The following is a 20865-nucleotide window of genomic DNA, read 5'->3' as shown; positions in this document are numbered from 1 at the left end:
CGTGATCACGTGCCACCCTGTCGCCATGGCCTGGCAAGGAGAAGTGGCGGCGCCTGCCATACCGGCGCCCCGCGTGGGAGATGAGCCCGAGCTGCTGGCCGCCGCGCGCGCAGGCGACCCGCAGGCCGCGCACCGGCTCGGCAAGCTCTATGCGCAGCATGGCGACCGGGTGGCCGCCAGGCACTGGTGGGAGCGGGCCGCCCTGAGCGGCAACGTCGACAGCGCCTTCAACCTGGGTGTCTGGCACGAGAAACACGGCAGCCTGGACGCGGCGATCACGTGGTACGAGACGGCCGCCGCGACCGGCGACGCCGAGGCCGCCACCAACCTGGCGACGCTTCTGCTGGAGCAGCGCGGCGACGTCGCCGGGGCCAGGAGGTGGTTCGAGAGCGCGGCCCTCGCCGGTTCCCGGGCCGCGGCGCGCAGGCTGGCGCTGGTGTGCGAGGACGCGGGCGAGCTCGGCGGGGCCCGCGAGTGGCATCGCCGCGCGGCGATCGACGGCGACCCGGCCTCGGCGCACGACCTCGGCTTCCTGGCCTACGCGGCGGGCGACGACGAGGAGACCGTGCGGTGGTGGGAGTACGCCGCCAGGGCCGGCCACGCCGAGTCCGCGTACTGCATGGGCCTCTACCTGAACGCCGGGCGCGACCCCGAGGGCGCCGAGGCGTACTTCCGGCTGGCCGCCAAGAGCGAGCACCCGGGCGCCGCCTCCTGGCTCGGCGGGATCGCGCTGTCCAGGGGCGACCTGCGTACCGCACGGGCCTGGTTCGAGCAGGCCGCGAACGCGGGCCGGGTCGAGGACCAGCGGATGGCCGGGTTCGTGTGCGTGGAGCTGAGCGACTGCGGGGCGGCCAGCCACTGGTTCGGCCGGGCGGCGGCCGGCGGGGACGCCGAGTCGGCCTTCAACTACGGCCTGCTGCTCATCGCCGAGTTCGGTGACCTGGCCGGCGGCCGGCACTGGTTCCGCCAGGCCGCGCTGGCCGGCCACCACGGAGCGGCGCTCGAGCTGGGCGGGCTGTTGTCGGTGGCCGGCGAGCTGGGCGAGGCGCGGGAGTGGCTGTCCGACCCGCCGCCGCCTGCGTGGGCCGGCCCCGCGGAGCCCGAGCTGGCCGCGCGGGCCGAGCTGGCCGCGGCCGCCACCGGCCGCAGGGGCGGGGTCCCGCTGGACGTGGCGGAGCTGACCGAGGTCCTGGGCACCTGGGACGTGGTGACCAGGCCGCTGCACGACCATTCGGACGTGGTGGGGTGGCTGGTGCGGCGCAGCGGAGTGCACGTGAGCGCCATCGAGCACCTGGCGTCCGTACGCGGCACGTTGCTGCGTCCCGGCAGCGCGCCGTGGCCGAGCCCCGGCGAGATCCAGCACGTCCTGGCCACGGCCAGGGACCTGCGCAAGCGGCTCGGCGTGCGTTAACGCTGGCCGAGGTGGAACAGGTGGCCGTCCTCGTCCTTGAAGACCGCCGACCAGCCCCACGGCTCCTGCTTCGGCGCCTGCGTGAACTCCACGCCGCGGGCGGCGAGCTCCTCGTGCGTCTTGACGATGTCGTCGGCCTCGAACAACACGTAGTTGGGCATGTCCTTGACCATCGCGGGCCACTTGGGGTCGGCCTTGAGGATGGCCAGCCTGGTGCCGCCGGCGGGCGGCTCGACCTCGATCCAGCGGTCCTCGCCGTAGGGCATGTCCCTGGTGACCGTGCAGCCCACCTTGCCGCTCCAGAAGTCGAGGGCACGCTGCTGGTCCTCGACGTAGATGGTGACCTGGCTGATGCCGAGCGCCATTGCTCCTCCTCTGATTGTATCCACGTTGGATATAACCATCGCGGTGCTATCGTGTCAATCATGCTCACCGCGGCCGGGTTCCACGTGCTGCTCGCCCTGGCCAGCGGCGCAGGGCACGGCTACGCGGTGATGCGGTTCGTCGAGGAGGTCAGCGGCGGCGCGATCCGGCTGGGCCCTGGCACCCTTTACCGGACGATCAGCCGCCTGATGGCCGACGGTCTGGTCGAGGAGTCCGACGTCGCCGACCCCGCGGCGCCGCACGACGCCAGGCGGCGCTATTACAAGCTGACACCGGAGGGCGAGCGCGCCGCGCGAGCCGAGGCCGAGCTGATGGCCCGCGTGGTCGGCGCGGCACGTGAGGCAGGATTGATCGCATGACATCGCTACGGCCGCAGGGGCTGTGCCCGCACCTGTTCGTGCGCGACGCGCAAGCGGCGATCGCTTTCTACCGCGAGGGCCTGGGCGCGGTGGAGGTGTTCCGCAACACGCTGTCGGACGGAACGATCCTCTTCGTCGAGCTGCAGCTCGGGGCCGGGCGGCTGCTGGTGAGCGAGGAGACGCCGGGCCTGGGCGCGCTGGCGCCGCCGACGCTGGGCGGCAGCCCGGTGCTGATCCTGCTGGAGGTGGCGGACCCCGACGCGGTGGCCGAGCAGGCTATCGACGCCGGGGCCGAGGTGGAGCAGCCGGTGCGGGAGGTCTTCTGGGGTGAGCGCTACGGCGTGCTGCGCGACCCCTTCGGCCACCGGTGGGCGGTGACGACGGCCAGGGAGCAGCTGACGCCCGACGAGATCGTGCGGGGCACGACGTACCGCCCAGAGGACTAAACGACCTCGGCGACCGGGGTGAACGGCAGGCCGAGCGCCTCGGCGACCGGCTGGTTCGTCAGCAGGCCGGCGTGCGTGTTGAGGCCGCCCGCGAGGCCGGTGTCGGCCTTGACCGCGTCGCGCCAGCCCTGGTTGGCGAGCTTGACCGCGTACGGGAGGGTCGCGTTGGTCAGGGCGTACGTGGAGGTGTTGGCCACCGATCCCGGCATGTTGGCCACGCAGTAGAAGACCGACTCGTGCACCTTGTACGTCGGCTCGGCGTGCGTGGTCGGGCGCGAGTCCTCGAAGCAGCCGCCCTGGTCGATGGCGATGTCGACGAGCACCGAGCCCGGCTTCATCCGCGCGACCAGGTCGTTGGAGACCAGCGTCGGGGCCTTCGCGCCGGGGATCAGCACCGCGCCGATGACCAGGTCGGCCTGCAGGACCTGCTGCTCGATCGCGTACCGCGTGGAGACCAGGGTCTTGAGCCGGCCCTGGTAGATGGCGTCGATGTAACGCAGGCGGTCGATGTTGGTGTCGAGGACGGTGACCTCGGCGCCCATGCCGACGGCGATCTGCGCCGCGTTCAGCCCGGAGACCCCGCCACCGATCACAACCACCTTCGCCGGGGCCACGCCCGGCACGCCGCCCGGCAGGACGCCGCGGCCGCCGTTGAAGCGCATCAGGTTGTACGCCCCCACCTGCGGCGCCAGGCGCCCCGCGACCTCGGACATCGGGGCGAGCAGCGGCAGCGCGTTGCCGACCTGGACGGTCTCGTACGCGATGCCGGTCGTCTTCGCGCTCAGCAGCGCGTCCGTGCAGGCGCGGGAGGCGGCCAGGTGCAGATAGGTGAACAGCACCAGCCCCTCGCGCAGCCGGTGGTACTCCTCGGCGATCGGCTCCTTCACCTTGAGCACCATGTCCGCCTCACCCCACACGGCGTCGGCGCCGTCGAGGATCTTCGCGCCCGCGGAGAGGTATTCCTCGTCCGTGATGTGCGAGCCCAGGCCCGCGCCCCGCTGGACGAGGACGTCGTGGCCGTTGCGCACCAGTTCGTGAACGCCCGCGGGCGTGGCGGCGACGCGGTACTCATGGTTCTTGACCTCGGCAGGGACGCCGATCTTCATTGGAGTGGTTCCTTTCGGGAACCGGCACAGCGATGTGCCGGATGGAGGGGTATCAGAGCCGGGACCAGGCCTCGGTCAGCACGCCGCGCAGGACCGAGCCGATCTCCTTGAACTCCTCGGGGCCGGCGACCAGCGGGGGTGCGAGCTGGATGACGGGGTCGCCGCGGTCGTCGGCGCGGCAGTAGAGGCCGGCGTCGAAGAGGGCCTTCGACAGGAAGCCGCGCAGCAGCCGCTCCGACTCGTCCGCGGTGAACGTCTCCTTGGTGGCCTTGTCCTTGACCAGCTCGATGCCCCAGAAGTAACCGGCGCCGCGCACGTCGCCGACGATCGGCAGGTCGCTCAGATCGTCGAGGGTCTGCTTGAACAGCGGCTCGTTCCTCGTCACGTGCCCGAGCAGGTCCTCGCGCTCGAAGATGTCGAGGTTGGCCAGGGCCACGGCCGCGGACACGGGATGCCCGCCGAAGGTGTAGCCGTGCGCGAACATTTCGTCGCCGTTCTTGAACGGCTCGAACAGCCGATCGTGCGCGATCATGGCGCCGATGGGCGAGTAGCCGCTGGTCATGCCCTTGGCGCAGGTGATGATGTCCGGCACGTAGTCGAACTTCTGGCCGCCGAACATGGTGCCCAGCCGGCCGAAGGCGCAGATGACCTCGTCGGAGACCAGCAGCACGTCGTACTCGTCGCAGATCTCGCGCAGGCGCTGCCAGTAGCCGGGGGGCGGCGGGAAGCAGCCGCCGGCGTTCTGCACGGGCTCGGCGAAGACGGCGGCCACCGTGTCGGGGCCCTCCATCTCGATGGCGCGCGCCACGCGGTCGGCAGCCCAGATGCCGTACTCCTCGGGCGTCATGCCCTTGACGCCGGTGATCTCGTCGGCGCGGTAGTGGTTGGTGTTGGGCACGCGCACGGACCCGGGCACAAGGGGCTCGAACATCTGCTTGAACGCCGGGATGCCGGTGATCGACAGCGCGCCCTGCGGGGTGCCGTGGTAGGCGATCTGGCGGCTGATGACCTTGTGCTTGAGCGGCTTGCCGATCAGCTTGTAATACTGCTTGGCCAGCTTCCACGCGGTCTCGACGGCCTCGCCGCCGCCGGTGGTGAAGAAGACGCGGTTCAGTTCGCCGGGAGCGAGGGCGGCCAGGCGCTGGGCCAGCTCGGCGGCCTTGGGGTGGGCGTAGGACCACAGCGGGAAGAACGCGAGCTCCTGGGCCTGCTTGGCGGCGGCCTCGGCCAGCTCATGGCGTCCGTGGCCGACCTGGACCACGAAGAGCCCGGCCAGGCCGTCGAGGTAGCGCTTGCCGTGGATGTCGTAGACGTACGACCCCTCACCGCGCACGATGGTGGGGATCTCGGACTGCTCATAGGCGCTGTGCCTGGTGAAGTGCAACCACAGGTGGTCTTGCGCGGCCTTCAGGACGTCGTGTTCCGGCTGCGTCATGGTTATCTTCCCTCGTCTCTGAACTCCCCACAGTCTGCATGTTCACCTGCGGTTTGCCAAGCGAATCGGTCGCGCCATTGTGGATGAAAGTCGAGATCCGCAGAACCACTATGTAACGGCAACGAAATCCGCATGTAGATTGACCCGGGGGTCACGCGTGTTCCCACACCCAGGGGTCCTGGTGTGATCCAATGAGAGACAAACTGTCCAGATTTGTTTACCGGGGGACCCGTCCGTGACTCCTGATCAGATTGAGAGCGCCGTCGCCGCCTCGATGCCCCAGGCCGTCGAGGAGCTCAAGCGGCTGGCCGCCATCCCCTCCGTGGCCTTCCCCGGGCACCCGCAAGAGCCCGTTCTCGCCGCCGCCGCGGTGACGGAGGAGCTCCTGCGTTCCGTCGGCCTGCCGCACGTCCAGCAGGTGGCCGTCGAGGGCAGCTTCCCCGCGATCTACGGCGAGGCGCCCGCGCCTCCCGGCACGCCGACGGTCCTGCTGTACGCGCACTACGACGTGCAGCCCGCCGGCGACCCGGCCGCCTGGCGCACGCCGCCCTTCGAGCCGACCCTGATCGACGGCCGCCTCTACGGCCGCGGCTGCGCGGACGACAAGTCGGGCATCATTTCCCACGTCACCGCCCTGCGTGTTTTCCAGGGCCGGTTCCCCGTGGGCATCAAGGTCATCATCGAGGGCCAGGAGGAGTACGCGGGCGAGCGTCTGGAGGCGTTCGCCGAGCGCAACCCCGACCTGCTGCGGGCCGACGCCATCGTGGTGGCCGACACCGGCAACCCGCGCGTCGGCGACCCGGCCGTCACCACCTCGCTCCGCGGCATGGCCGCGTTCACCATCGAGGTCCGCACCCTGAGGGAGGCCGTACACAGCGGCTCCTTCGGCGGCGCCGCTCCTGACGCGCTGGCCGCCCTGATGCGCATGCTGACCGCGCTGCACGACGACAACGGCGACATCCGCGTGCCCGGGCTGCCGCGCGGGTCCTTCCTCGGGCAGGGGCCGTCGGAGGAGGAGTTCAGGAAGACGGCGGGCGTTGTGGACGGCGTGTCGCTGGTGGGCTCGGGGTCGCTGGCGGACCGGCTCTGGTCCTCCTACGCGATCACCGTCACCGGCCTGGACGTGCCGACGGTGTCCGGCGCCGTGAACGCCGTGCAGCCGGTCGCGCGCGCCCGCGTCACCGTGCGCGTGCCCCCGGCCGGAGACCCGAAGACGACCGTGAACGCGGTGGTGGAGTTCCTGCGCCAGGTGGCCCCGTGGGGTGTGCAGGTGGCGTTCGGCGACTTCACGGTGGGCTCGGGCTTCCAGGCCGACTCGGGCGGCAAGGCCCGTTCGGCCCTGAACCGGGCGATGGAGCGCGCCTTCGGCCGGCCGCCGCGCGACGTGGGCGCGGGCGGCTCGATCCCGCTGGTCAACACCCTGCTGCGGCAGTTCCCCGCGGCGGAGATCCTGCTGTTCGGGGCGGAGGACGAGGACGCGGCCATCCACGCGCCGAACGAGCGGGTGGACCTGGAGGAGCTCCGCAAGGTGGCCACGACGGAGGCCCTGTTCCTCCAGGAGCTCAGCCTGCCCTCGGTGCTGGGCATCTGAGTCGGCCGTCAGAGGTGTGAGCAGAGCTCGAGAAGCTCCCGGTGGGAACCCTGTGTTCCCTCCGGGAGCCGATCGGGCCGGCACCACTTCGCTTCAAGGATCTCCAGCGGGTCGAGCTTGAGCGTGCCGCCCGTCAGCACGGCCTCGTAGGCCACCTCCACCCGCAGCGCGAAGCCGCTCTTCAGCCGGATGAGCCGGCCCACTTTCACGGTCAGACCCGTCTCCTCGAAGACCTCCCGTTCGACGGTGCGCTCGAACGTCTCCGACCGCTTCGCGTACCCGGTGGGGAATCCCCATGGGCGGCCCTCCGGCCAGAGCCGGTGCTTGAGCACCAGCACCTGCCCTTCGTCGTCCCGTACGACCCCCGTGACACCGACCATGAACGTGGCGTGCTTCAGCCACACCAGCCGCCATTGCAAGCGGCCGCCCAGAGACCGCCACACCCGGGTGAGCAGCCGTAGCAATGTGCCCCCTTCGACGTGATCGTTCCCTAGAGTCTGTCTCATGGACTGGCAGGAATGGCATGACGAATACGATCGCCCGGACTCACGCCTATCCCAGCGGCTGCGGGTCGTCCAGAGCCGTGTCCGGCAGGCGTTGGATGCCGCGGCGCCGGGGCCGGTGAAGGTGATCAGCCTGTGCGCGGGGCAGGGCCGCGACCTACTGCCCGTGCTGGCCGACCATCCACGCCGTGGTGACGTGCGAGCGCGTCTTGTGGAGCTGGGTCCGGGTAACACCGCGGCCGCGCGATCCGCGGCCGAGGCCGCCGGGCTGGATCAGGTCGACGTGGTGACGGGCGACGCGACGCTCACCGACCAGTATCACGGCATGGCGCCGGCGGACATCGTGATGTTGTGCGGGATCTTCGGCAACATCGCCGATGACGACATCAAGCGCGCCGTCGGGTTCTCCCCACAGCTGTGCGCCGGCGGCGGCGCGGTGATCTGGACGCGCAATCGCCGTGCGCCTGACCTGGTTCCGGTGATCTGCGCCTGGTTCGAAGAGCTCGGTTTCGAGCGGGAATGGGTGTCGGATCCGGACGCGGGCTTCGGTGTGGGCGTTCATCGTTTCACCAGGCAGCCTCGGCCTCTGGCGGTCGGTGAGAAGATGTTCCGCTTCGCCAGCCGATGAGGGTGAGGAGCCGTTCCGCCTGAGCCGCGTCCGCTGCGGTGAGGGCGATGCCCTTGATGAGGGCCAGCAGGTCCCGTACGTCGAGGTCGGCGCGAACGGCATGCGTCTGCTTGGCCGCGTCCAGCAGTGCGGAGGCGGTGGTGAGCATGGACTGGTGCCACTCCACGACCAGGTCAGTGCTCCGGCTCTCGGTGGCGGCGAGGGCCAGGTCTCGTTTGGTGGTGATGTGCGCCATGAACAGGCGCAGCCACTCGTGGAGCGCTTCCGCTGGGGAGTCGGCCGCCAGGAGTGCCTGGCCACGTGCGCACAGGCGCGCGACCTCGTCGGCGTAGACGGCTACCAGGAGGTCTGATCGGGTCGGGAAATGTCGGTACATGGTGGCGTTGCCGACGCCGGCCCGACGGGCCACCTCGTCGAGAGGAGCATCGGTGCCGCGCTCGGCGAAGACCTGAGCGGCCGCGGCCAGCAGCAGATCGTAGTTGCGTTGCGCGTCCGCGCGGCGGGGGCGCGTTGCCACATTCGCCTCCTTGCTAATTGGGGAACTCCCCGGTTAGTGTAGCGACATCTCCATAAATGGGGACTTCCCCAGTTAGAGAGGCGGGTGTTGGTGATGACAGCCGGCGAGGTGCATCGGCGGATCGTCGCGCTCTATCCGGAGATGATCGCGAGCGGGCGCATGGAGGAGGCGTTGGCGCTCGTCGATCCCGAGGTGATCGACCATCGGGGCGGCGCGGACGGCGACCACCACGGGATGGACGCGTGGCGGGAGAAGTGGGAGCAGGTGCTCTCCGGAGAGAGCGGATTCCATGACGTGTCCGTCGTCGTCGAGCAGAACGTCGCGACAGATGATTTGTCGGCGAATGTCTACCTCAGCCGGGGTACGCACACCGCGTCGGGGCGGCGCTACGAGGTGCGGGGAATGGACATGATCCGGGTGCGGGACGAAAGGATCGTCGAGCACTGGGCCATACGGGACGCGGTGGCGATGCGGCACCAACTCCAGCTGGATCAGTAAGCGGAATGGGCGGCGGCTCGCTCCGGGGCGTCGCGGGAGACAGCCTCGTCCACCTGGTCTATCTCGGGAAGCGCCAGCTGGTCTGGCTGTATTCGCCCTTGCGGAAGCCCAGCACCTTGGCCGGCCGCACTTCGAACACCAGCGCCTCCCCGCCCTGCGGGTGGGTGAACACGCCGTCCCCCACGTCGAAGTGCCACGCGCTGCCGTACTTCGCCTCCCAGGCGGTGGCGAGGCCCTTGAGCTTGCCCGGGTCGGTGACGCGCTCGGCGGCGCCCTCGGCCACCAGGTCGAGCCCTTCGTGCAGGGCGCTCGCGCCGGTAGTGAGCGCGCAGTTGCGGTTGGACTCCAGGTTTCTGGCCTTCTGCTCCTCGGCGCCGGTGCAGAAGTAGATCGCGTCGTCCTGCCAGACGGCCAGCAGCGTGGTGACGTGCGGGCGGCCGTCGGCGCGTACGGTGGTCAGCCAGTACGTCTCCGCCTTTTCCAGCTGGTCACGGGCCTGCGCCCAGGAAGTGGCGGTGGCGTTCGGATCGCTGAAACGGGCATCCAGTTTCATGGTCGGTTCCATGGCATCTCCTAAGCCGGGCTCCTACGTTTGGATGGACCTACCGGAGCTCAGGAACTCATCGGCGGAAGGTGAAGCGATGGCGACGTTCGCGCTGATTCACGGCGGCGGCGGGTCCGCCTGGGAATGGCATCTGGTGGCGGAGGAACCACGCGGGCGGGGGCACCAGGTCGTGGCGGTGGACCTGCCGATCGACGATGAGTCCGCCGGGCTGTGGGACTATGCCGACGCCGTGGTGGACGCGGTCGGGGAGCGGCGGGACCTGGTCGTGGTGGCACATTCGTGGGGCGGGTTCGTCGGCCCGCTCGTCTGCGACCGCCTGGCTGCCGACCTCCTGGTACTGGTCACGGCTATGATCCCGGTGCCGGGCGAACCGCCGAGCGACTGGTGGGGCAACACCGGGTTCGGACACAAGGACATCAGCGACCCGATCGGGTTGTTCCTGCACGACGTGCCCAGGGAGCTGGCAGAGGAGGCGGTCAGGAGAGAGCGCGAGCACGTGGGCATGGCGTACGGGGAGCCGTGGCCGCTGGAGGCGTGGCCGGACGTGCCGACCAGGTTCCTGTTGTGCCGCGACGATCGGTTCTTCACGCCTGAATTCATGCGCGGTGTCGTCCGCGACCGGCTCGGCATCACACTGGACGAGATCGACGGCGGGCACGCCCCCATGCTCGCGCGTCCCAAGGAGCTGGCCGATTACCTGATCGGCAGGTCGTAGACGCGGCGGACGCTGCTGCCGAGCCGGCTCACGTCGGCCCCGTACACGTGGATGGACACCCCCACCTCGCCGCTGGTGTTGCGGACCTTGTGGATGTCCCCGGGCGGGGCAAACCCGCTGACCTCCCCCGGCCGGTTGTCGGCGCGGCCGATCTCCAGTAGATGGTCGCCCATGTCCTGGTAGAGGGTCTCGTACTCGATGCCGCTGATGATGCCGAACGTGCACCACGCCACGTGGTCGTGGATCACCGTCTCCTGGCCGGGGCGCCACACCACCGACACGATGGAGAAGTCCTCCTGGGCGTAGAGCGGGCGGGAGACGTACCCGTCGGGCGAGCCTTCGCGCTCCTGCGGCGTGAGGATGTCGAGGCGGGGCAGGCGGTCGCGGAGCAGGTCGGCGACGGTGTAGGCGGTGCGGCGTGGCCCGAGCCGCACGGCCACGATGTCAGAGATGCCGGTCACGAGCGGCTGGAGGCCCGGTCTGGCGAGAGTGGTGGCGGGCATATTCATGGTGTCCCCCTAGGGAATGAGGATAATCATCCTTCCCCTTCTACGGTCCTACGCCGCGACCGATAGGTCCAACAGAAGTCTTATGGGCGAGCCATAGATACGATTGATGAATGCTGGATGTCGTCCGTCTCCGTGTCCTCCTCGCGGTCGCCCGCAAGGGCTCGCTGACCGCGGCCGCCAAGGAGCTGCACTACTCGCAGCCGTCCGTCAGCCACCACCTCGCCCGGCTGGAAGCCGAGACCGGCGCCCGGCTCATCCAGCGAGCGGGCCGCGGCATCAGGCTCACGGACGCGGGCAGGCTGCTCGCCGAGCGGGCCGCGGAGATCATCGGCCGGCTCGACGCCACCGCCGAGGAGCTGGCCGCGCACGTGGGGCTGCGGTCCGGCCGCGTGCGGCTGGCCGCCTTCCCCTCCGCGCTCGGCACCTTCGTTCCGAAGGCGGCGACGGTGCTGGGCGAGGCGCATCCCGGCCTACGCCTGCACCTCACCGAGACCGAGCCCCCGGAGGCGCTCAGGCTGCTGCGGGCGGGGCGGGTGGACGTGGCGGTGGTGTTCAGGTACGACGACACCGCGCCCGAGGACAGCGGCATCACCATGATCCATCTCCTCGACGACCCCAGCTACCTGGTGTCCCGCGCGCCCACGGACGGAGAGCTGGCCGGGCACGCCGAGGCGTCCTGGATCGCGGGCTGCGACCGGTGCCGCAGCCACCTGCTGGACATCTGCGAGAAGGCGGGGTTCGAGCCGCGGATCTCGTTCACCAGCGACGACATCGTGGCCGTGCAGGCGCTGGTGGCGGCGGGGCTCGGGCTGACGATGCTGCCTGGGTTGGCGTTGCGCGCCCACCGGCATCCCGGCGTGGAGGTGGCGGAGGTGCCGGCCTCGACCAGGCACGTGTACGCCGCCGTCTACGGCGACCCGCCCCACCCACCGGCCACCGGTGCGCTGCTGGAGGCCCTGCGGGAGGCGCTGAAAGAAAGGCTTTGACGCCGCTCCTACGATGGCTTCATGCCGGATATTTCGACACTCGCCCTCTTCAGTGTGGTCACGCTCGGCCTGCTCGTGGTGCCCGGGCCGGCGGTCCTGTACATCGTCACCCGGAGCGTCTCCCAAGGCCGCGCGGCAGGCATGATCTCCGTGCTGGGCGTGCACGCGGGCTCGGTCGTGCACGTGGCCGCGGCGGCGCTGGGCATCAGCGCGCTGCTGGCCGCCTCCGCCACGGCGTTCACCGTGGTCAAGTACGTCGGCGTCGCCTACCTGGTCTGGCTCGGCGTACGCAAGCTGGTGCGGCGGTCCGAGGGTGAGCAGGCGATCGAGCTGCGGGTGCAGTCGAAGCAGCGGCTGTTCTGGGAGGGGTTCGTGGTGAACGTGCTCAACCCCAAGACGGCGATCTTCTTCCTGGCGTTCCTGCCGCAGTTCGTCAAGCCGGACGCCGGCCCGGTCGGGCCGCAGATGCTGCTGCTCGGGCTGCTGTGGATCGTCCTCGGCATGGCCTCCGACGGCACGTACGCGATGCTCGCCTCGGCGCTCGCCGATAGGGTACGCCGCTCGGCCCGCGCACGGCGGCGGCTCGATGTGGGCAGCGGGCTCGTGTACCTCGGGCTGGCGGCCTGGCTCACCACCGAGAAGGCGTGACAAGCCAGGAAATTTCTGGCCCTTAGTGCGATAGTGAGATCAAACGCTGATCGAGGGGACGGCACGTCCGGACGTACCAAGTAGGCCTATAGGCGGACCCCATGGACACGCCACCGCACCGCCTCGGGCTCGAGCGGGCCGTCGAGGTTTATTCCGGTCACGATGACCTCGTCGGCGTGACCGGTTCGGGCTATGCCATCGGCGCCGATCTCGTGCTCACTTCCGGCGACCTCGTCGACCCCGAGGCGCCGTGCCGGGTGCGCGCGGCGTGGTCGCCGCGGTGGGTCCGCGCCGAGGAGGTCTGGCGGGGGCGCGGCGGCACCGGGGCCGTGCTGCTGCGGGTGACCGGCGCCTCGTCCGACGAAGCACCCTGGCGTGGGGTGCCGGGCATCGACCACGTGCGCTGGGCCCGGGTCGGTCAGGGACCGTACAGGCTGCGCTGCGTGGCCAGGGGCTTTCCCAGGGACGGGGAGGGGGCCGCGCAAACGTTGTCGGGTCTGGTGGACCCGCCTGCGGGCGCGGTGTCGAAGGCGCTGGCGGCCGGCGTGCTGGATTCCTCGCCGATCGCCCTCTGGGAGGGCATGTCGGGCGCCGCCCTGCTGGCCGAGCCGGCCGGGCAGGTCATCGGCGTGATCGTCACCGGCCGCGACGGGTACGCCCAGCGGCGCCTCGACGTCATCCCGGTGACCGCGTTGCTGAGTGACGAACGCTTCCGCGAGCTGGCGAACGTGCCGCCCGGGCGGCTCGAAACCGTGGCCGAGGGCGATCCGTCGGTGCTCCTGCCCGATCTGCTCTCGCCCGCCCGCGAGGACCTGCCGCCGGACTGCCCCGACTGGAGACTGCTGATGCCGCGGCACGCGGTGGTGCCGTTCCTGGGCAGGGCGGAGGAGCTGGCCCGGTTACGGGAGTGGGCCGAGGAGCCTGGGGCGCTGTCGATCGCCGTGCTGAGCGGGCGCCCCGGCACGGGGCGGACCAGGTTGGCGGGCGAGCTGTGCGAGGTGCTCGCGCGGGCGGGGTGGGACGCCGGGTTCCTGCCGCTGGGCTCCGCCTGCGCCGCCCTGTCCGGTGAGGCGGAGGGCCGGGCCGTGACGTTGGACGTGCTGCGCCCGACCCTGCTGGTGGTCGACCACCCCGAGCCGTCCTCGCCGCTGGTCGGAGAGCTGGTGCGGCGGCTGGCCAAGCACGAGCACAACCCACCCGTACGGATCCTGCTGCTGGTCCGTGAGCCGGGCGAGCCCGAATGGTGGAGGCGGCTCGACACGGCCGCGGGAGGCTGGCTGCGGCGGCTCAACACCGCGACCGTCCAGCTCAACGCCCGTCCGCTCACCCTGGACGAACGGACGGAGCACGCGCACGCGGCCATGAAGGCGTTCGCACCCAGCAGGGCCGCCCTTCCCTGGCCGCCTCCTCTCGACGACCCTGACTACGGTCTGCCGCTCCATGTCCACCTGGCCGCCCTGACGCGTCTGCGGGACGGAGCTCACGGCAACGTCGAGGCGGGCGGGCTGGTAGACCGGCTCTTGGAGCGCGAATTCGAGCAGTGGGCGCATGTATGGCCGGGCGAACGGGTGAACGACCTGGCGGCGCGGCACGCCGTGGCGGTGGTCACGCTGACCGCCCCGGCCCCAGCCGAGCTGCCCGGCCTGCTGACCGCCGTGCCGGGTCTCCACATCGCCGCCGCGGTGCAGTGGCTCGGCCGGATCTTCGACGACGGCCGGCCGCTGGGGCCGGATGTGCTGGCCGAGCGGCTTCTGGCCGAGACGCAGGACCTGGACCGGCTCGTGCTCGCCCTGCACGATCACGAGGGCCGTACGGCGCGGCACCTCGTGCGCATGCTCGACGCCCTCCGGCTGTCGGCGGGCTCGGCTCGGGTCAGGTCGGCGCTGCGGGAGCTGGTGGTGGCCAGGATCGACAGCATGGTGACGGAGGCCGCGGCGGCGTCGGGGACGCGGCTGGGGGACGCGCTCCATGCGGCAGTGGGGTTGTTCGCCGGCGATCGGGAGATCGCGCGGGCCGGAGCTCGAGCGGCCGGACTCCCGGTACGGCGGGACGTGCGACTGGGGCTGCGAGCCCTCCACGTGACGATCGGTGAGCTGGCCGTGCGGCACCTGCGGGCGGAGGGCGGGCCCATCGCGCTGGCCGGTGCGCTGTCGGTCTTGTCGGAACGGCTGGCGGCCGCGGGCCGGGTGGGTGAGGCGGTCGTGGCGGCCGCCGAGGCCGTCGACATCTTCGCCGCCGCTCCCCCGTACGAGGCGGCGGGCGCGCAGGCGGAGGCTCTGGACAACCTGGGCGCTTGCCTGTTGCTCGCGGGCGAGCCCGGCAGTGCGCTCAAGCCCGTGCACGAGGCGGCGACCAGGTTCCGCATCCTCGCCGAAGAGGAGCACGAGGCCCGGTATGCGGGGCGGGCCGCGCGGTCGCACTACAACCTGGCGTGTGCACTGCTGGGAGTCGGGCGGGCGGACGAGGCCGTCGAGGCGTTCTCGGCAGCAGGCGGCGATCCCGAGGTCGCGGCGAACGTGGCAGGCGTCCTATCCGCTGCCGAGCCGCTGCCCCCGTTCGAGGAGCTCATCACCGCCGCGCCGCTGACGCCGTTCGAGGGTCTCGAGGACGGGCCGCCCACCGCCGCGCTTGCGGAGCTGGCCGCCTGTCTCACCATCGCCTCCACGGCGGCCGTCAGGACCGTCGCTCCCATGGACCGCGATCTGGCCCACCGCCTCCACCTGCTCGCGGCCTGGCTCCACGACCGCGGCAGGACCACCGACGCTCTCGTCCCTGCCGTCGAGGCGGTGGCGAGGCTGCGCGGCCTGGCGGCCGAGGAGCCCGGGCTGCGGTTCCTGCTGGCCACGGCGGCCGGCCTGCTGTCCCGGCTGCACGGCGCTCTGGACGACCTGGACGCCGCCGCGCGGGCCGCCGCCGAGGCCGCGCGCAACCTGCGCGCGCTGGTCGTGCTCGACCCCGGCGAACATCGCCCCGCGCTGGCCGGGCAGCTACTCGACCTGGGCGAGCTCCTGCTGCTGGACGACCGCCCCGAGGAGGCGCTCGACCCGCTGCACGAGGCCATGGGCGTGGCGGACGGCCGGCACCCGCAGGCCAGGGCCAGGCGGCTGCTCGGCCTGTGCCTGGACGAGCTGGGACGCTCCGCGGACGCCCTGGCGCAGCTCGAGATCGCAGCCGAGCTGTACGACGTCCTGAGCGCGGACGACGACGCCTACCGGCGCCATCTCGCCGAGATACGAGCCCGGCTGGGCCGCACGCGAACGGTCCCGGCGCCGGGCGGCGCGCGGCACTGGATGCTGGCGCTGGTCACCTCCCGGCCCGACGAGACCGTGGCACGGGCTGAGCAGCTGGTGGCCGAGCGCCGCGAGTCCGTCGAAGGCGCCGGCGAGCCGAAGCTCGAGGAGATCCACGCATACCTGTCCGCCCAAGCCATGCTGGCCCGCGCCTGGTCGGACGCGGGCCGGGCGGCGGACGGGCTCGCGCTGGCGATGCGGGCGGCCGAGCTGCTCCAGCGGCACGCGGGACAGGATCGGCCGCACGCGATGGCGGTCGGCCAGGTGGCGGCGGCGCTCGGGCGCACACTCGTGGGCCTCGGGCGGCACAAGGAGGCCGTGCCCCACCTGCTCACCGCCATCGAGTCCCACGGGCAGGCCGGGGCGAGCCCGGCGTCGGGGAAGGAGCTGGCCGAGCTGCTCATCCTGGAGACCGTCGCGCTGTCCCACGCCGCCTGCGCGGCGGACGCGGAGGCGTCGGCGGATCGGCTGGTCAGGCTGTACGCCGCGCTCGTGTCCGAAGGCATCGAATCCCCCCTGGCCCTCGCCGGGGCGCTGCTCCTCCAGGGCGGCCTCCGCTTCAGCCGGCAGGACGTGGGCGGCGCGCTCAAGTCGGCGACCCGGGCCCTCGACGTCCTCGCGCAGGAGCCGTCGAGCGGCGATCGGCTGGTGAGCGCCGCCTGCCTGGAGCTGAGCGGCCTGTGCCTGGCCGAGCTGCACGACGAGGAGGCCGCCAGGGCCAAGCTGGCCGAGGGCACCGCCTTGATGGCCGAGCACGGTCCCGCGCCCGCCGATCTGGCGGAGGTGCACCTGTCAGCCCTGGTACGCCTGGCCAGGCTGCGGGCCGGCGAGGAAGGCCCGGCCGCCGGGATCGACATGTACGCCCGGATCCTGCAGACGCGCCCGCTCCCGGAGGCCGGCGTGCTCAGGACCCTGATCGACGAGCTCACCGCGTACCTGAGCGATCTGCCGGACGGCGCGGATCTGGCCGTGCTGCTGCCACCGCTCACGACCTTCACCGAGGCGCTCGAACGCGAGGTGCCGCTGAGCGCCGACGCCGACCTGCACGACAGGCACGCCCGCTGCCTGTCTCGCCTCAGCACCGCCGCCGCGCAGGCGAGCGACACCGAGAGCGCCATTCAGGCCGCCGGGCTGGCCGTCCGCGTGCACCGGCACCTGACCGCCTTCTCCAGCGCACACCGCGGCCGGCTGGGACTGGCGCTCGCTGCTCTCGCCAGGCTCGACCGCACCGATCTGGCCGCCGCCGAGCAGGCGATCGCGCTGCTCGACGACGCGGAGCACGGCAGGGAGCTGGCCTCCACCCTCGCCCGGTACGCAGCCGAGCTGCTCGAGCGCGGCCGCCCTGTGGAGGCCCTGGCCCACTGCGAACGGGCCGCGGACCTGTGCGACGAGCTGGACGACCCGGCCGTCGCCGCCGCCGTCTACGCCCAGCTGGGCGACAGCCTGGCCGCCCTGGACCGGCCGCACGCCGCGCTGGAGGCGGTCACCTGGTCGCTGGCCGAGCTGGAACGGGCGACCCAGCGGGGGCAGGAGCTGCCGCAGGTGCGCGCCCAGGCCATCGTGGTGCGTGGGAGGATGCTGCGGGCCTCGGGGCGGACGCACGAGGCGCTGGCGCATCTGGTGGAGGCGCTGCAGATCTACACGCGGCTGTCGCACCCGTCGGCCACCGCCGAGGTCGCCGCGATGATCGCCGACGATCTGCTGGCCGGCGGCCGCGCGGAGGAGGCCGCCGAGTACGCCAGGACCGCCACGACCGGACACGAGCCGGGCACGGTCAAGCACGCGCTCGCCCTCCAGCGGCTGGCCAGGTGTCACATGATGCTGGGCGAGCTGACCGAGGCCAACGCCCTCGTGGAGCAGCTGATCCCCCTGGCCAGACGGTCGCCGGACGATCTCACGTACCGGGCGATCCTGGCCGACTCCCTGGCCCAGAGCTCGGAGCTGCTGCCGCTGCTGCGGCTGGACGGCGGCACCGAGGCCGAGGCCAGGGCCCGAGAGGCCATCGCGATCTACGACGACCTGATGACCACAGGCATGAACGCCGAGGCCCTGCACACCAGCCGGGCAGGAGCCAGCCTCACGCTGGCCGCCGCCCTGCGGATGCGCGACCTCGCCGCGGATGCGGTGCGGCCGCTCCGCGAGGCGGTGGCGGCGCTGGAGAGGTACGCGCCGGGCAACCCGCCGCTGTCCGGGCTGCTGGCCAGGGGGATGCTCATGCTGGGCGACGCCCTCATGGAGGCGGGCCGTCCGCTGGAGGCCGGTCTGGTCTTCCACCGGGGCACGCAGGTGACGCGCGACGTGCTCTCCAGGGCCGTCGCGCACGCCCGGCTCGGCCTGTGCCAGCAGGAGCTGGGCAGGGACGACGCGGCCGACGCCGCGCTCCGGGTCGCGGCGGGGCTGCTGCGTGAGCTGCTCGCCGGCGAGCGCGACGAGGGCCTGGCGGACCTGCTGCGCGACGTGCTGCGCAGCAGGCTGACGCTCCTGGAGAAGGCCGGCAAGGGCGAGGAGGTGCGGCAGGTCGAGGACGACCTGCGCGCCCTCAGGACGTGATGGCCTGCACCGTCTCCCGAGCCCACCGGTAATCGGCCTTGCCGGCCGGCGAGCGCACCATCTTCTCGACGAACGCGTACGTTCGCGGCACCTTGTACCCGGACAGCAGCTTCCTGCAGTGCGCGTCCAGTTCCTCGGCCGTGACCTCGACACCGGGCCGCGGCTCGATCACGGCCGCCACTTTGTTCCCCCAGCGCTCGTCCGGTACCCCGGTCACCACCGCGTCGAACACGGCAGAATGCCCCTTGAGCACGGCTTCGACCTCTTCGGGGAACACCTTCTCACCGCCGGTGTTGATGCACTGCGAGCCCCGGCCGAAGACGTTCACGGTCCCGTCGGTGTCGACGGTCGCCAGGTCTCCGGTCAGCAACCAGCGCGCGCCCTGGTCGTCGGTGACGAAGGTGCGGGCGGTCTTGTCCGGGTCGTTGTAGTAGCCGAACGCGACCCGCCCCGACCGCGCCACCGTCCCGAGCTGCCCGGACCCGGGCTCGACAGGCCGGCCCTTCTCGTCGAGGACGGCCAGGTTGACCACGGAGTTCGGCTGGTAGCGCAGGCCGGTCTCCGGCGACGACCCGGCCGTGCCCGACGCCGTGTAGCCGGACTCGGTCGAGCCGAAGTTGTCCAGGATCATGACGTTCGGGAGCAGCTCCTGCAGCCGGTCGCGGACCGCGCCGGACAGGATGGCGCCGGTCGAGCTGATCACGATCAGCGACGAGACGTCGTAGGAGCCCTGCGCCAGCGCCTCGGCCATGGGCCTGGCCATGGCGTCGCCGGTGATGTTGATCGTGTTCACGCGCTCGCGCTCGACCGTCCGCCACACCTCGGCGCCGTCGAACTTGCGGATGTACGCGACGCTCCCGCCCATCCACCACGTGATGAACGTGGCCATCTGCGCGGCGCCGTGCATCAGCGGCGCGACGGGGAACATCAGCAAGGGTCCTGACACGACCGCGGCGTCGATCACCTCTTGCGGGGTGGCGCGCGGCTCGCCGTACGGGTTGCCGCCGCCGAAGCCCATGAACAGGTCCTCGACGTGCCACATCGCGCCTTTCGGCATGCCGGTGGTGCCGCCGGTGTAGATGATGTACACGTCCTGCCCGGAGCGCGGCGGGAAGCCCCGCTCAGGCTTGCCCTGCTCCAGCGCGATCTCGTACGGCACCGCGGCGCCGATCGCCGACTCGCCGCCCACCGAGATCAGGTGCTGCAGCAGCGGCGCCTCGCCGGCGACGGCGGCCACCCGCGCGTCGAACTCGACGTCGTAGATCAGCGCCCGGATGTCGGAGTCCCGGTACAGGTAGAGCAGCTCGGCCTCGACGTACCGGAAGTTGACGTTGATCGGCACCGCCCGGATCTTCAGCGCGGCCAGCATGCCGGCGATGTACGGGATGCCGTTGTAGAGCTGGATGCCGACGTGCTGGCCCGGCTGGATGCCCAGATCCATGAGGTAATGGGCGAGCCGGTTGGCCTCGGTGTCCAGCTCTGCGTAGGTGCGGCGATCATCACCGCAGATGACGGCGGTCCGGTCCCCGATCGCGTCCGCTAACCCCTCGTACAAGTCCGCATGGTTGAACTCCATTAGGGCTTCTCCCGTCCGACGATCCACATCGCGAAGAACTGGGCTCCCCCGCCATAGGCGTGACCGAGCGCCGTGCGGGCGCCGTCCACCTGGTGTTCGCCGGCCATCCCGCGCACCTGCAGCGCGGCCTCGGCGAACCTGATCAGCCCCGAGGCCCCGATCGGGTTGCTGGACAGCACCCCGCCCGAGGCGTTCCACGGAATGTCACCGTCGAGCGCGGTCGCGCCCGACTCGGTGAGCTTCCATCCCTCCCCCTCCGCCGCGAACCCCAGGTTCTCCAGCCACATCGGCTCGTACCAGGAGAACGGCACGTACGTCTCGGCCACGTCGATCTGCCGCCGCGGGTCGGCGATGCCGGCCTGGCGGTAGACGTCGGCGGCGCAGTCCTTGCCCGCCTGCGGGTTGACCGTGTCACGACTCGCCCGGAAGATCGGCTCGGAGCGCATGGCGGTGCCGTGCACCCAGGCCGGGGTGCCGGTGACCGCGGACTCCGACGACAGGACCATGGCACAGGCGCCGTCGCTGGACGGGCAGGTCTCCAGGTAGCGGATCGGCTCCCAGAGCATGGGCGTGGACTCGACCATCTTCTGGTCGATGCCGGGGATCTTGAGGTGCGCGTACGGATTCTTGAGCGCGTTGATCCGGTCCTTGACCGCGACCAGCGTGCCGATGTGCTCGGGGGCGCCGGACCTGCGCATGTACTCGCGGATGTGCGGCGCGAAGTAGCCGCCCGCGCCCACCACCAGCGACGAGCTGAACGGCAGGTGCGTGGACAGGGCCCAGGTGGCGTTGGACTCCGACTGCTTCTCGAACGCCACAACCAGCACCCGGTCGTGCACGCCGCCCTGGACGAGGCTGGCGCCGACCAGCGCGGTGGAGCCGCCGACGCTGCCCGCGGTGTGCACCCGCATCATCGGCTTGCCGGCCGCGCCGAGCGCGTCGGCCAGGTACGCCTCCGGCATCATGACGCCCTCGAACAGGTCCGGCGCTTTGCCGATAACCACGGCGTCGATGTCCTTGAACGTCAGCCCGGCATCCTCCAGCGCCCGCAGCGCCGCCTCGCGCACCAGCCCGGCGATCGACACGTCCCTGCGCCTGGTCGTGTAGTACGTCTGCCCGACGCCGATGACCGCACAGCGGTTCCCCAT

The 20865-nt window shown here is 71.5% G+C and carries 19 protein-coding genes; 10 read left to right on the top strand and 9 right to left on the bottom strand.

What is annotated here, in order from left to right; translation table 11 throughout:
• Positions 1-25: 25 nt before the first annotated feature.
• A complete protein-coding gene (locus ACTWQA_RS10205) occupies positions 26-1411 on the top strand; it encodes a tetratricopeptide repeat protein (protein WP_443159009.1) in 1386 nt (461 codons plus the stop codon).
• Here the strand turns inward: ACTWQA_RS10205 and ACTWQA_RS10200 are convergent.
• A complete protein-coding gene (locus tag ACTWQA_RS10200) occupies positions 1408-1776 on the bottom strand; it encodes a VOC family protein (protein WP_327585281.1) in 369 nt (122 codons plus the stop codon). The two genes, ACTWQA_RS10205 and ACTWQA_RS10200, sit on opposite strands and share 4 nt — an antisense overlap.
• Before the next feature lie 60 nt (positions 1777-1836).
• Here ACTWQA_RS10200 and ACTWQA_RS10195 point away from each other — a divergent pair, with 60 nt between their 5' ends.
• Positions 1837-2154, top strand: a complete 318-nt coding sequence (locus tag ACTWQA_RS10195; RefSeq protein WP_443159008.1) for a PadR family transcriptional regulator — start codon at positions 1837-1839, stop codon at positions 2152-2154.
• Positions 2151-2600, top strand: coding sequence for a VOC family protein (locus ACTWQA_RS10190; protein ID WP_443159007.1), 450 nt, complete (start codon positions 2151-2153; stop codon positions 2598-2600). The genes ACTWQA_RS10195 and ACTWQA_RS10190 overlap by 4 nt, the downstream gene beginning before the upstream one ends.
• Here ACTWQA_RS10190 and ald read toward each other — a convergent pair.
• Both ald and ACTWQA_RS10180 read right to left on the bottom strand, forming a co-directional pair.
• Positions 2597-3706, bottom strand: coding sequence for an alanine dehydrogenase (ald, locus tag ACTWQA_RS10185; protein WP_443159006.1), 1110 nt, complete (start codon positions 3704-3706; stop codon positions 2597-2599). The genes ACTWQA_RS10190 and ald overlap by 4 nt on opposite strands.
• Before the next feature lie 52 nt (positions 3707-3758).
• Complete coding sequence (locus ACTWQA_RS10180) at positions 3759-5141, bottom strand: aspartate aminotransferase family protein (protein WP_443159005.1); 1383 nt, start codon at positions 5139-5141, stop codon at positions 3759-3761.
• 235 nt (positions 5142-5376) lie between these two features.
• Between ACTWQA_RS10180 and ACTWQA_RS10175 the strand changes: the two genes are divergently transcribed.
• The gene (locus ACTWQA_RS10175) at positions 5377-6732 is read left to right on the top strand and encodes a dipeptidase (protein WP_443159004.1); all 1356 of its coding nucleotides are present in this window, start codon (positions 5377-5379) and stop codon (positions 6730-6732) included.
• 8 nt (positions 6733-6740) lie between these two features.
• Here ACTWQA_RS10175 and ACTWQA_RS10170 read toward each other — a convergent pair whose 3' ends face one another.
• Positions 6741-7238: an NUDIX domain-containing protein gene (locus ACTWQA_RS10170; RefSeq protein ID WP_443159003.1), complete on the bottom strand. Its 498-nt coding sequence runs from the start codon at positions 7236-7238 to the stop codon at positions 6741-6743.
• Here ACTWQA_RS10170 and ACTWQA_RS10165 point away from each other — a divergent pair.
• The gene (locus ACTWQA_RS10165) at positions 7237-7863 is read left to right on the top strand and encodes a class I SAM-dependent methyltransferase family protein (RefSeq protein ID WP_443159002.1); all 627 of its coding nucleotides are present in this window, start codon (positions 7237-7239) and stop codon (positions 7861-7863) included. The two genes, ACTWQA_RS10170 and ACTWQA_RS10165, sit on opposite strands and share 2 nt — an antisense overlap.
• Here ACTWQA_RS10165 and ACTWQA_RS10160 read toward each other — a convergent pair.
• Positions 7802-8380: a TetR/AcrR family transcriptional regulator gene (locus ACTWQA_RS10160; protein WP_443159001.1), complete on the bottom strand. Its 579-nt coding sequence runs from the start codon at positions 8378-8380 to the stop codon at positions 7802-7804. The genes ACTWQA_RS10165 and ACTWQA_RS10160 overlap by 62 nt on opposite strands.
• A gap of 93 nt (positions 8381-8473) precedes the next feature.
• Here ACTWQA_RS10160 and ACTWQA_RS10155 point away from each other — a divergent pair, with 93 nt between their 5' ends.
• On the top strand, positions 8474-8878 hold the full coding sequence (locus ACTWQA_RS10155; protein ID WP_443159000.1) for an ester cyclase: 405 nt from the start codon (positions 8474-8476) through the stop codon (positions 8876-8878).
• Between the two features lie 58 nt (positions 8879-8936).
• Here ACTWQA_RS10155 and ACTWQA_RS10150 read toward each other — a convergent pair whose 3' ends face one another.
• Positions 8937-9443: a pyridoxamine 5'-phosphate oxidase family protein gene (locus ACTWQA_RS10150; RefSeq protein ID WP_443158999.1), complete on the bottom strand. Its 507-nt coding sequence runs from the start codon at positions 9441-9443 to the stop codon at positions 8937-8939.
• Positions 9444-9519: 76 nt separating this feature from the next.
• Between ACTWQA_RS10150 and ACTWQA_RS10145 the strand changes: the two genes are divergently transcribed.
• Positions 9520-10158: an alpha/beta fold hydrolase gene (locus tag ACTWQA_RS10145; protein WP_443158998.1), complete on the top strand. Its 639-nt coding sequence runs from the start codon at positions 9520-9522 to the stop codon at positions 10156-10158.
• Here ACTWQA_RS10145 and ACTWQA_RS10140 read toward each other — a convergent pair.
• A complete protein-coding gene (locus tag ACTWQA_RS10140) occupies positions 10137-10667 on the bottom strand; it encodes a cysteine dioxygenase (protein ID WP_443158997.1) in 531 nt (176 codons plus the stop codon). The two genes, ACTWQA_RS10145 and ACTWQA_RS10140, sit on opposite strands and share 22 nt — an antisense overlap.
• Positions 10668-10777: 110 nt before the next feature.
• Here ACTWQA_RS10140 and ACTWQA_RS10135 point away from each other — a divergent pair, with 110 nt between their 5' ends.
• From ACTWQA_RS10135 to ACTWQA_RS10125, 3 genes are all read left to right on the top strand, one after another.
• Positions 10778-11653, top strand: coding sequence for a LysR family transcriptional regulator (locus ACTWQA_RS10135; protein WP_443158996.1), 876 nt, complete (start codon positions 10778-10780; stop codon positions 11651-11653).
• A gap of 21 nt (positions 11654-11674) precedes the next feature.
• Positions 11675-12301, top strand: coding sequence for a LysE family translocator (locus ACTWQA_RS10130; RefSeq protein WP_327585294.1), 627 nt, complete (start codon positions 11675-11677; stop codon positions 12299-12301).
• A 101-nt stretch (positions 12302-12402) separates the two neighbouring features.
• Positions 12403-18141 (top strand): hypothetical protein, encoded by a 5739-nt coding sequence (locus ACTWQA_RS10125; protein ID WP_443158995.1) that lies wholly within the window; start codon positions 12403-12405, stop codon positions 18139-18141.
• Here ACTWQA_RS10125 and ACTWQA_RS10120 read toward each other — a convergent pair.
• Positions 18131-19717: an acyl-CoA synthetase gene (locus ACTWQA_RS10120; protein ID WP_443158994.1), complete on the bottom strand. Its 1587-nt coding sequence runs from the start codon at positions 19715-19717 to the stop codon at positions 18131-18133. The two genes, ACTWQA_RS10125 and ACTWQA_RS10120, sit on opposite strands and share 11 nt — an antisense overlap.
• A complete protein-coding gene (locus ACTWQA_RS10115) occupies positions 19717-20865 on the bottom strand; it encodes a thiolase domain-containing protein (RefSeq protein ID WP_443158993.1) in 1149 nt (382 codons plus the stop codon). Before ACTWQA_RS10115 ends, ACTWQA_RS10120 begins: the two co-directional genes overlap by 1 nt.

Source organism: Nonomuraea sp. 10N515B, from assembly GCF_052245915.1.
Taxonomy (GTDB): Bacteria; Actinomycetota; Actinomycetes; order Streptosporangiales; family Streptosporangiaceae; genus Nonomuraea.
Note: the sequence above shows the minus strand (reverse complement) of the source record. Positions and strands in the feature narration are given on the sequence as shown.

Coding starts and splice junctions, on each gene's coding strand:
- ACTWQA_RS10205 (WP_443159009.1), top strand. CDS start 26: ATGGCCTGGCAAGGAGAAGTGGCGGCGCCTGCCATACCGGCGCCCCGC.
- ACTWQA_RS10200 (WP_327585281.1), bottom strand. CDS start 1,776: ATGGCGCTCGGCATCAGCCAGGTCACCATCTACGTCGAGGACCAGCAG.
- ACTWQA_RS10195 (WP_443159008.1), top strand. CDS start 1,837: ATGCTCACCGCGGCCGGGTTCCACGTGCTGCTCGCCCTGGCCAGCGGC.
- ACTWQA_RS10190 (WP_443159007.1), top strand. CDS start 2,151: ATGACATCGCTACGGCCGCAGGGGCTGTGCCCGCACCTGTTCGTGCGC.
- ald (WP_443159006.1), bottom strand. CDS start 3,706: ATGAAGATCGGCGTCCCTGCCGAGGTCAAGAACCATGAGTACCGCGTC.
- ACTWQA_RS10180 (WP_443159005.1), bottom strand. CDS start 5,141: ATGACGCAGCCGGAACACGACGTCCTGAAGGCCGCGCAAGACCACCTG.
- ACTWQA_RS10165 (WP_443159002.1), top strand. CDS start 7,237: ATGGACTGGCAGGAATGGCATGACGAATACGATCGCCCGGACTCACGC.
- ACTWQA_RS10170 (WP_443159003.1), bottom strand. CDS start 7,238: ATGAGACAGACTCTAGGGAACGATCACGTCGAAGGGGGCACATTGCTA.
- ACTWQA_RS10155 (WP_443159000.1), top strand. CDS start 8,474: ATGACAGCCGGCGAGGTGCATCGGCGGATCGTCGCGCTCTATCCGGAG.
- ACTWQA_RS10150 (WP_443158999.1), bottom strand. CDS start 9,443: ATGGAACCGACCATGAAACTGGATGCCCGTTTCAGCGATCCGAACGCC.
- ACTWQA_RS10145 (WP_443158998.1), top strand. CDS start 9,520: ATGGCGACGTTCGCGCTGATTCACGGCGGCGGCGGGTCCGCCTGGGAA.
- ACTWQA_RS10140 (WP_443158997.1), bottom strand. CDS start 10,667: ATGAATATGCCCGCCACCACTCTCGCCAGACCGGGCCTCCAGCCGCTC.
- ACTWQA_RS10135 (WP_443158996.1), top strand. CDS start 10,778: ATGCTGGATGTCGTCCGTCTCCGTGTCCTCCTCGCGGTCGCCCGCAAG.
- ACTWQA_RS10130 (WP_327585294.1), top strand. CDS start 11,675: ATGCCGGATATTTCGACACTCGCCCTCTTCAGTGTGGTCACGCTCGGC.
- ACTWQA_RS10125 (WP_443158995.1), top strand. CDS start 12,403: ATGGACACGCCACCGCACCGCCTCGGGCTCGAGCGGGCCGTCGAGGTT.
- ACTWQA_RS10120 (WP_443158994.1), bottom strand. CDS start 19,717: ATGGAGTTCAACCATGCGGACTTGTACGAGGGGTTAGCGGACGCGATC.
- ACTWQA_RS10115 (WP_443158993.1), bottom strand. CDS start 20,865: ATGGGGAACCGCTGTGCGGTCATCGGCGTCGGGCAGACGTACTACACG.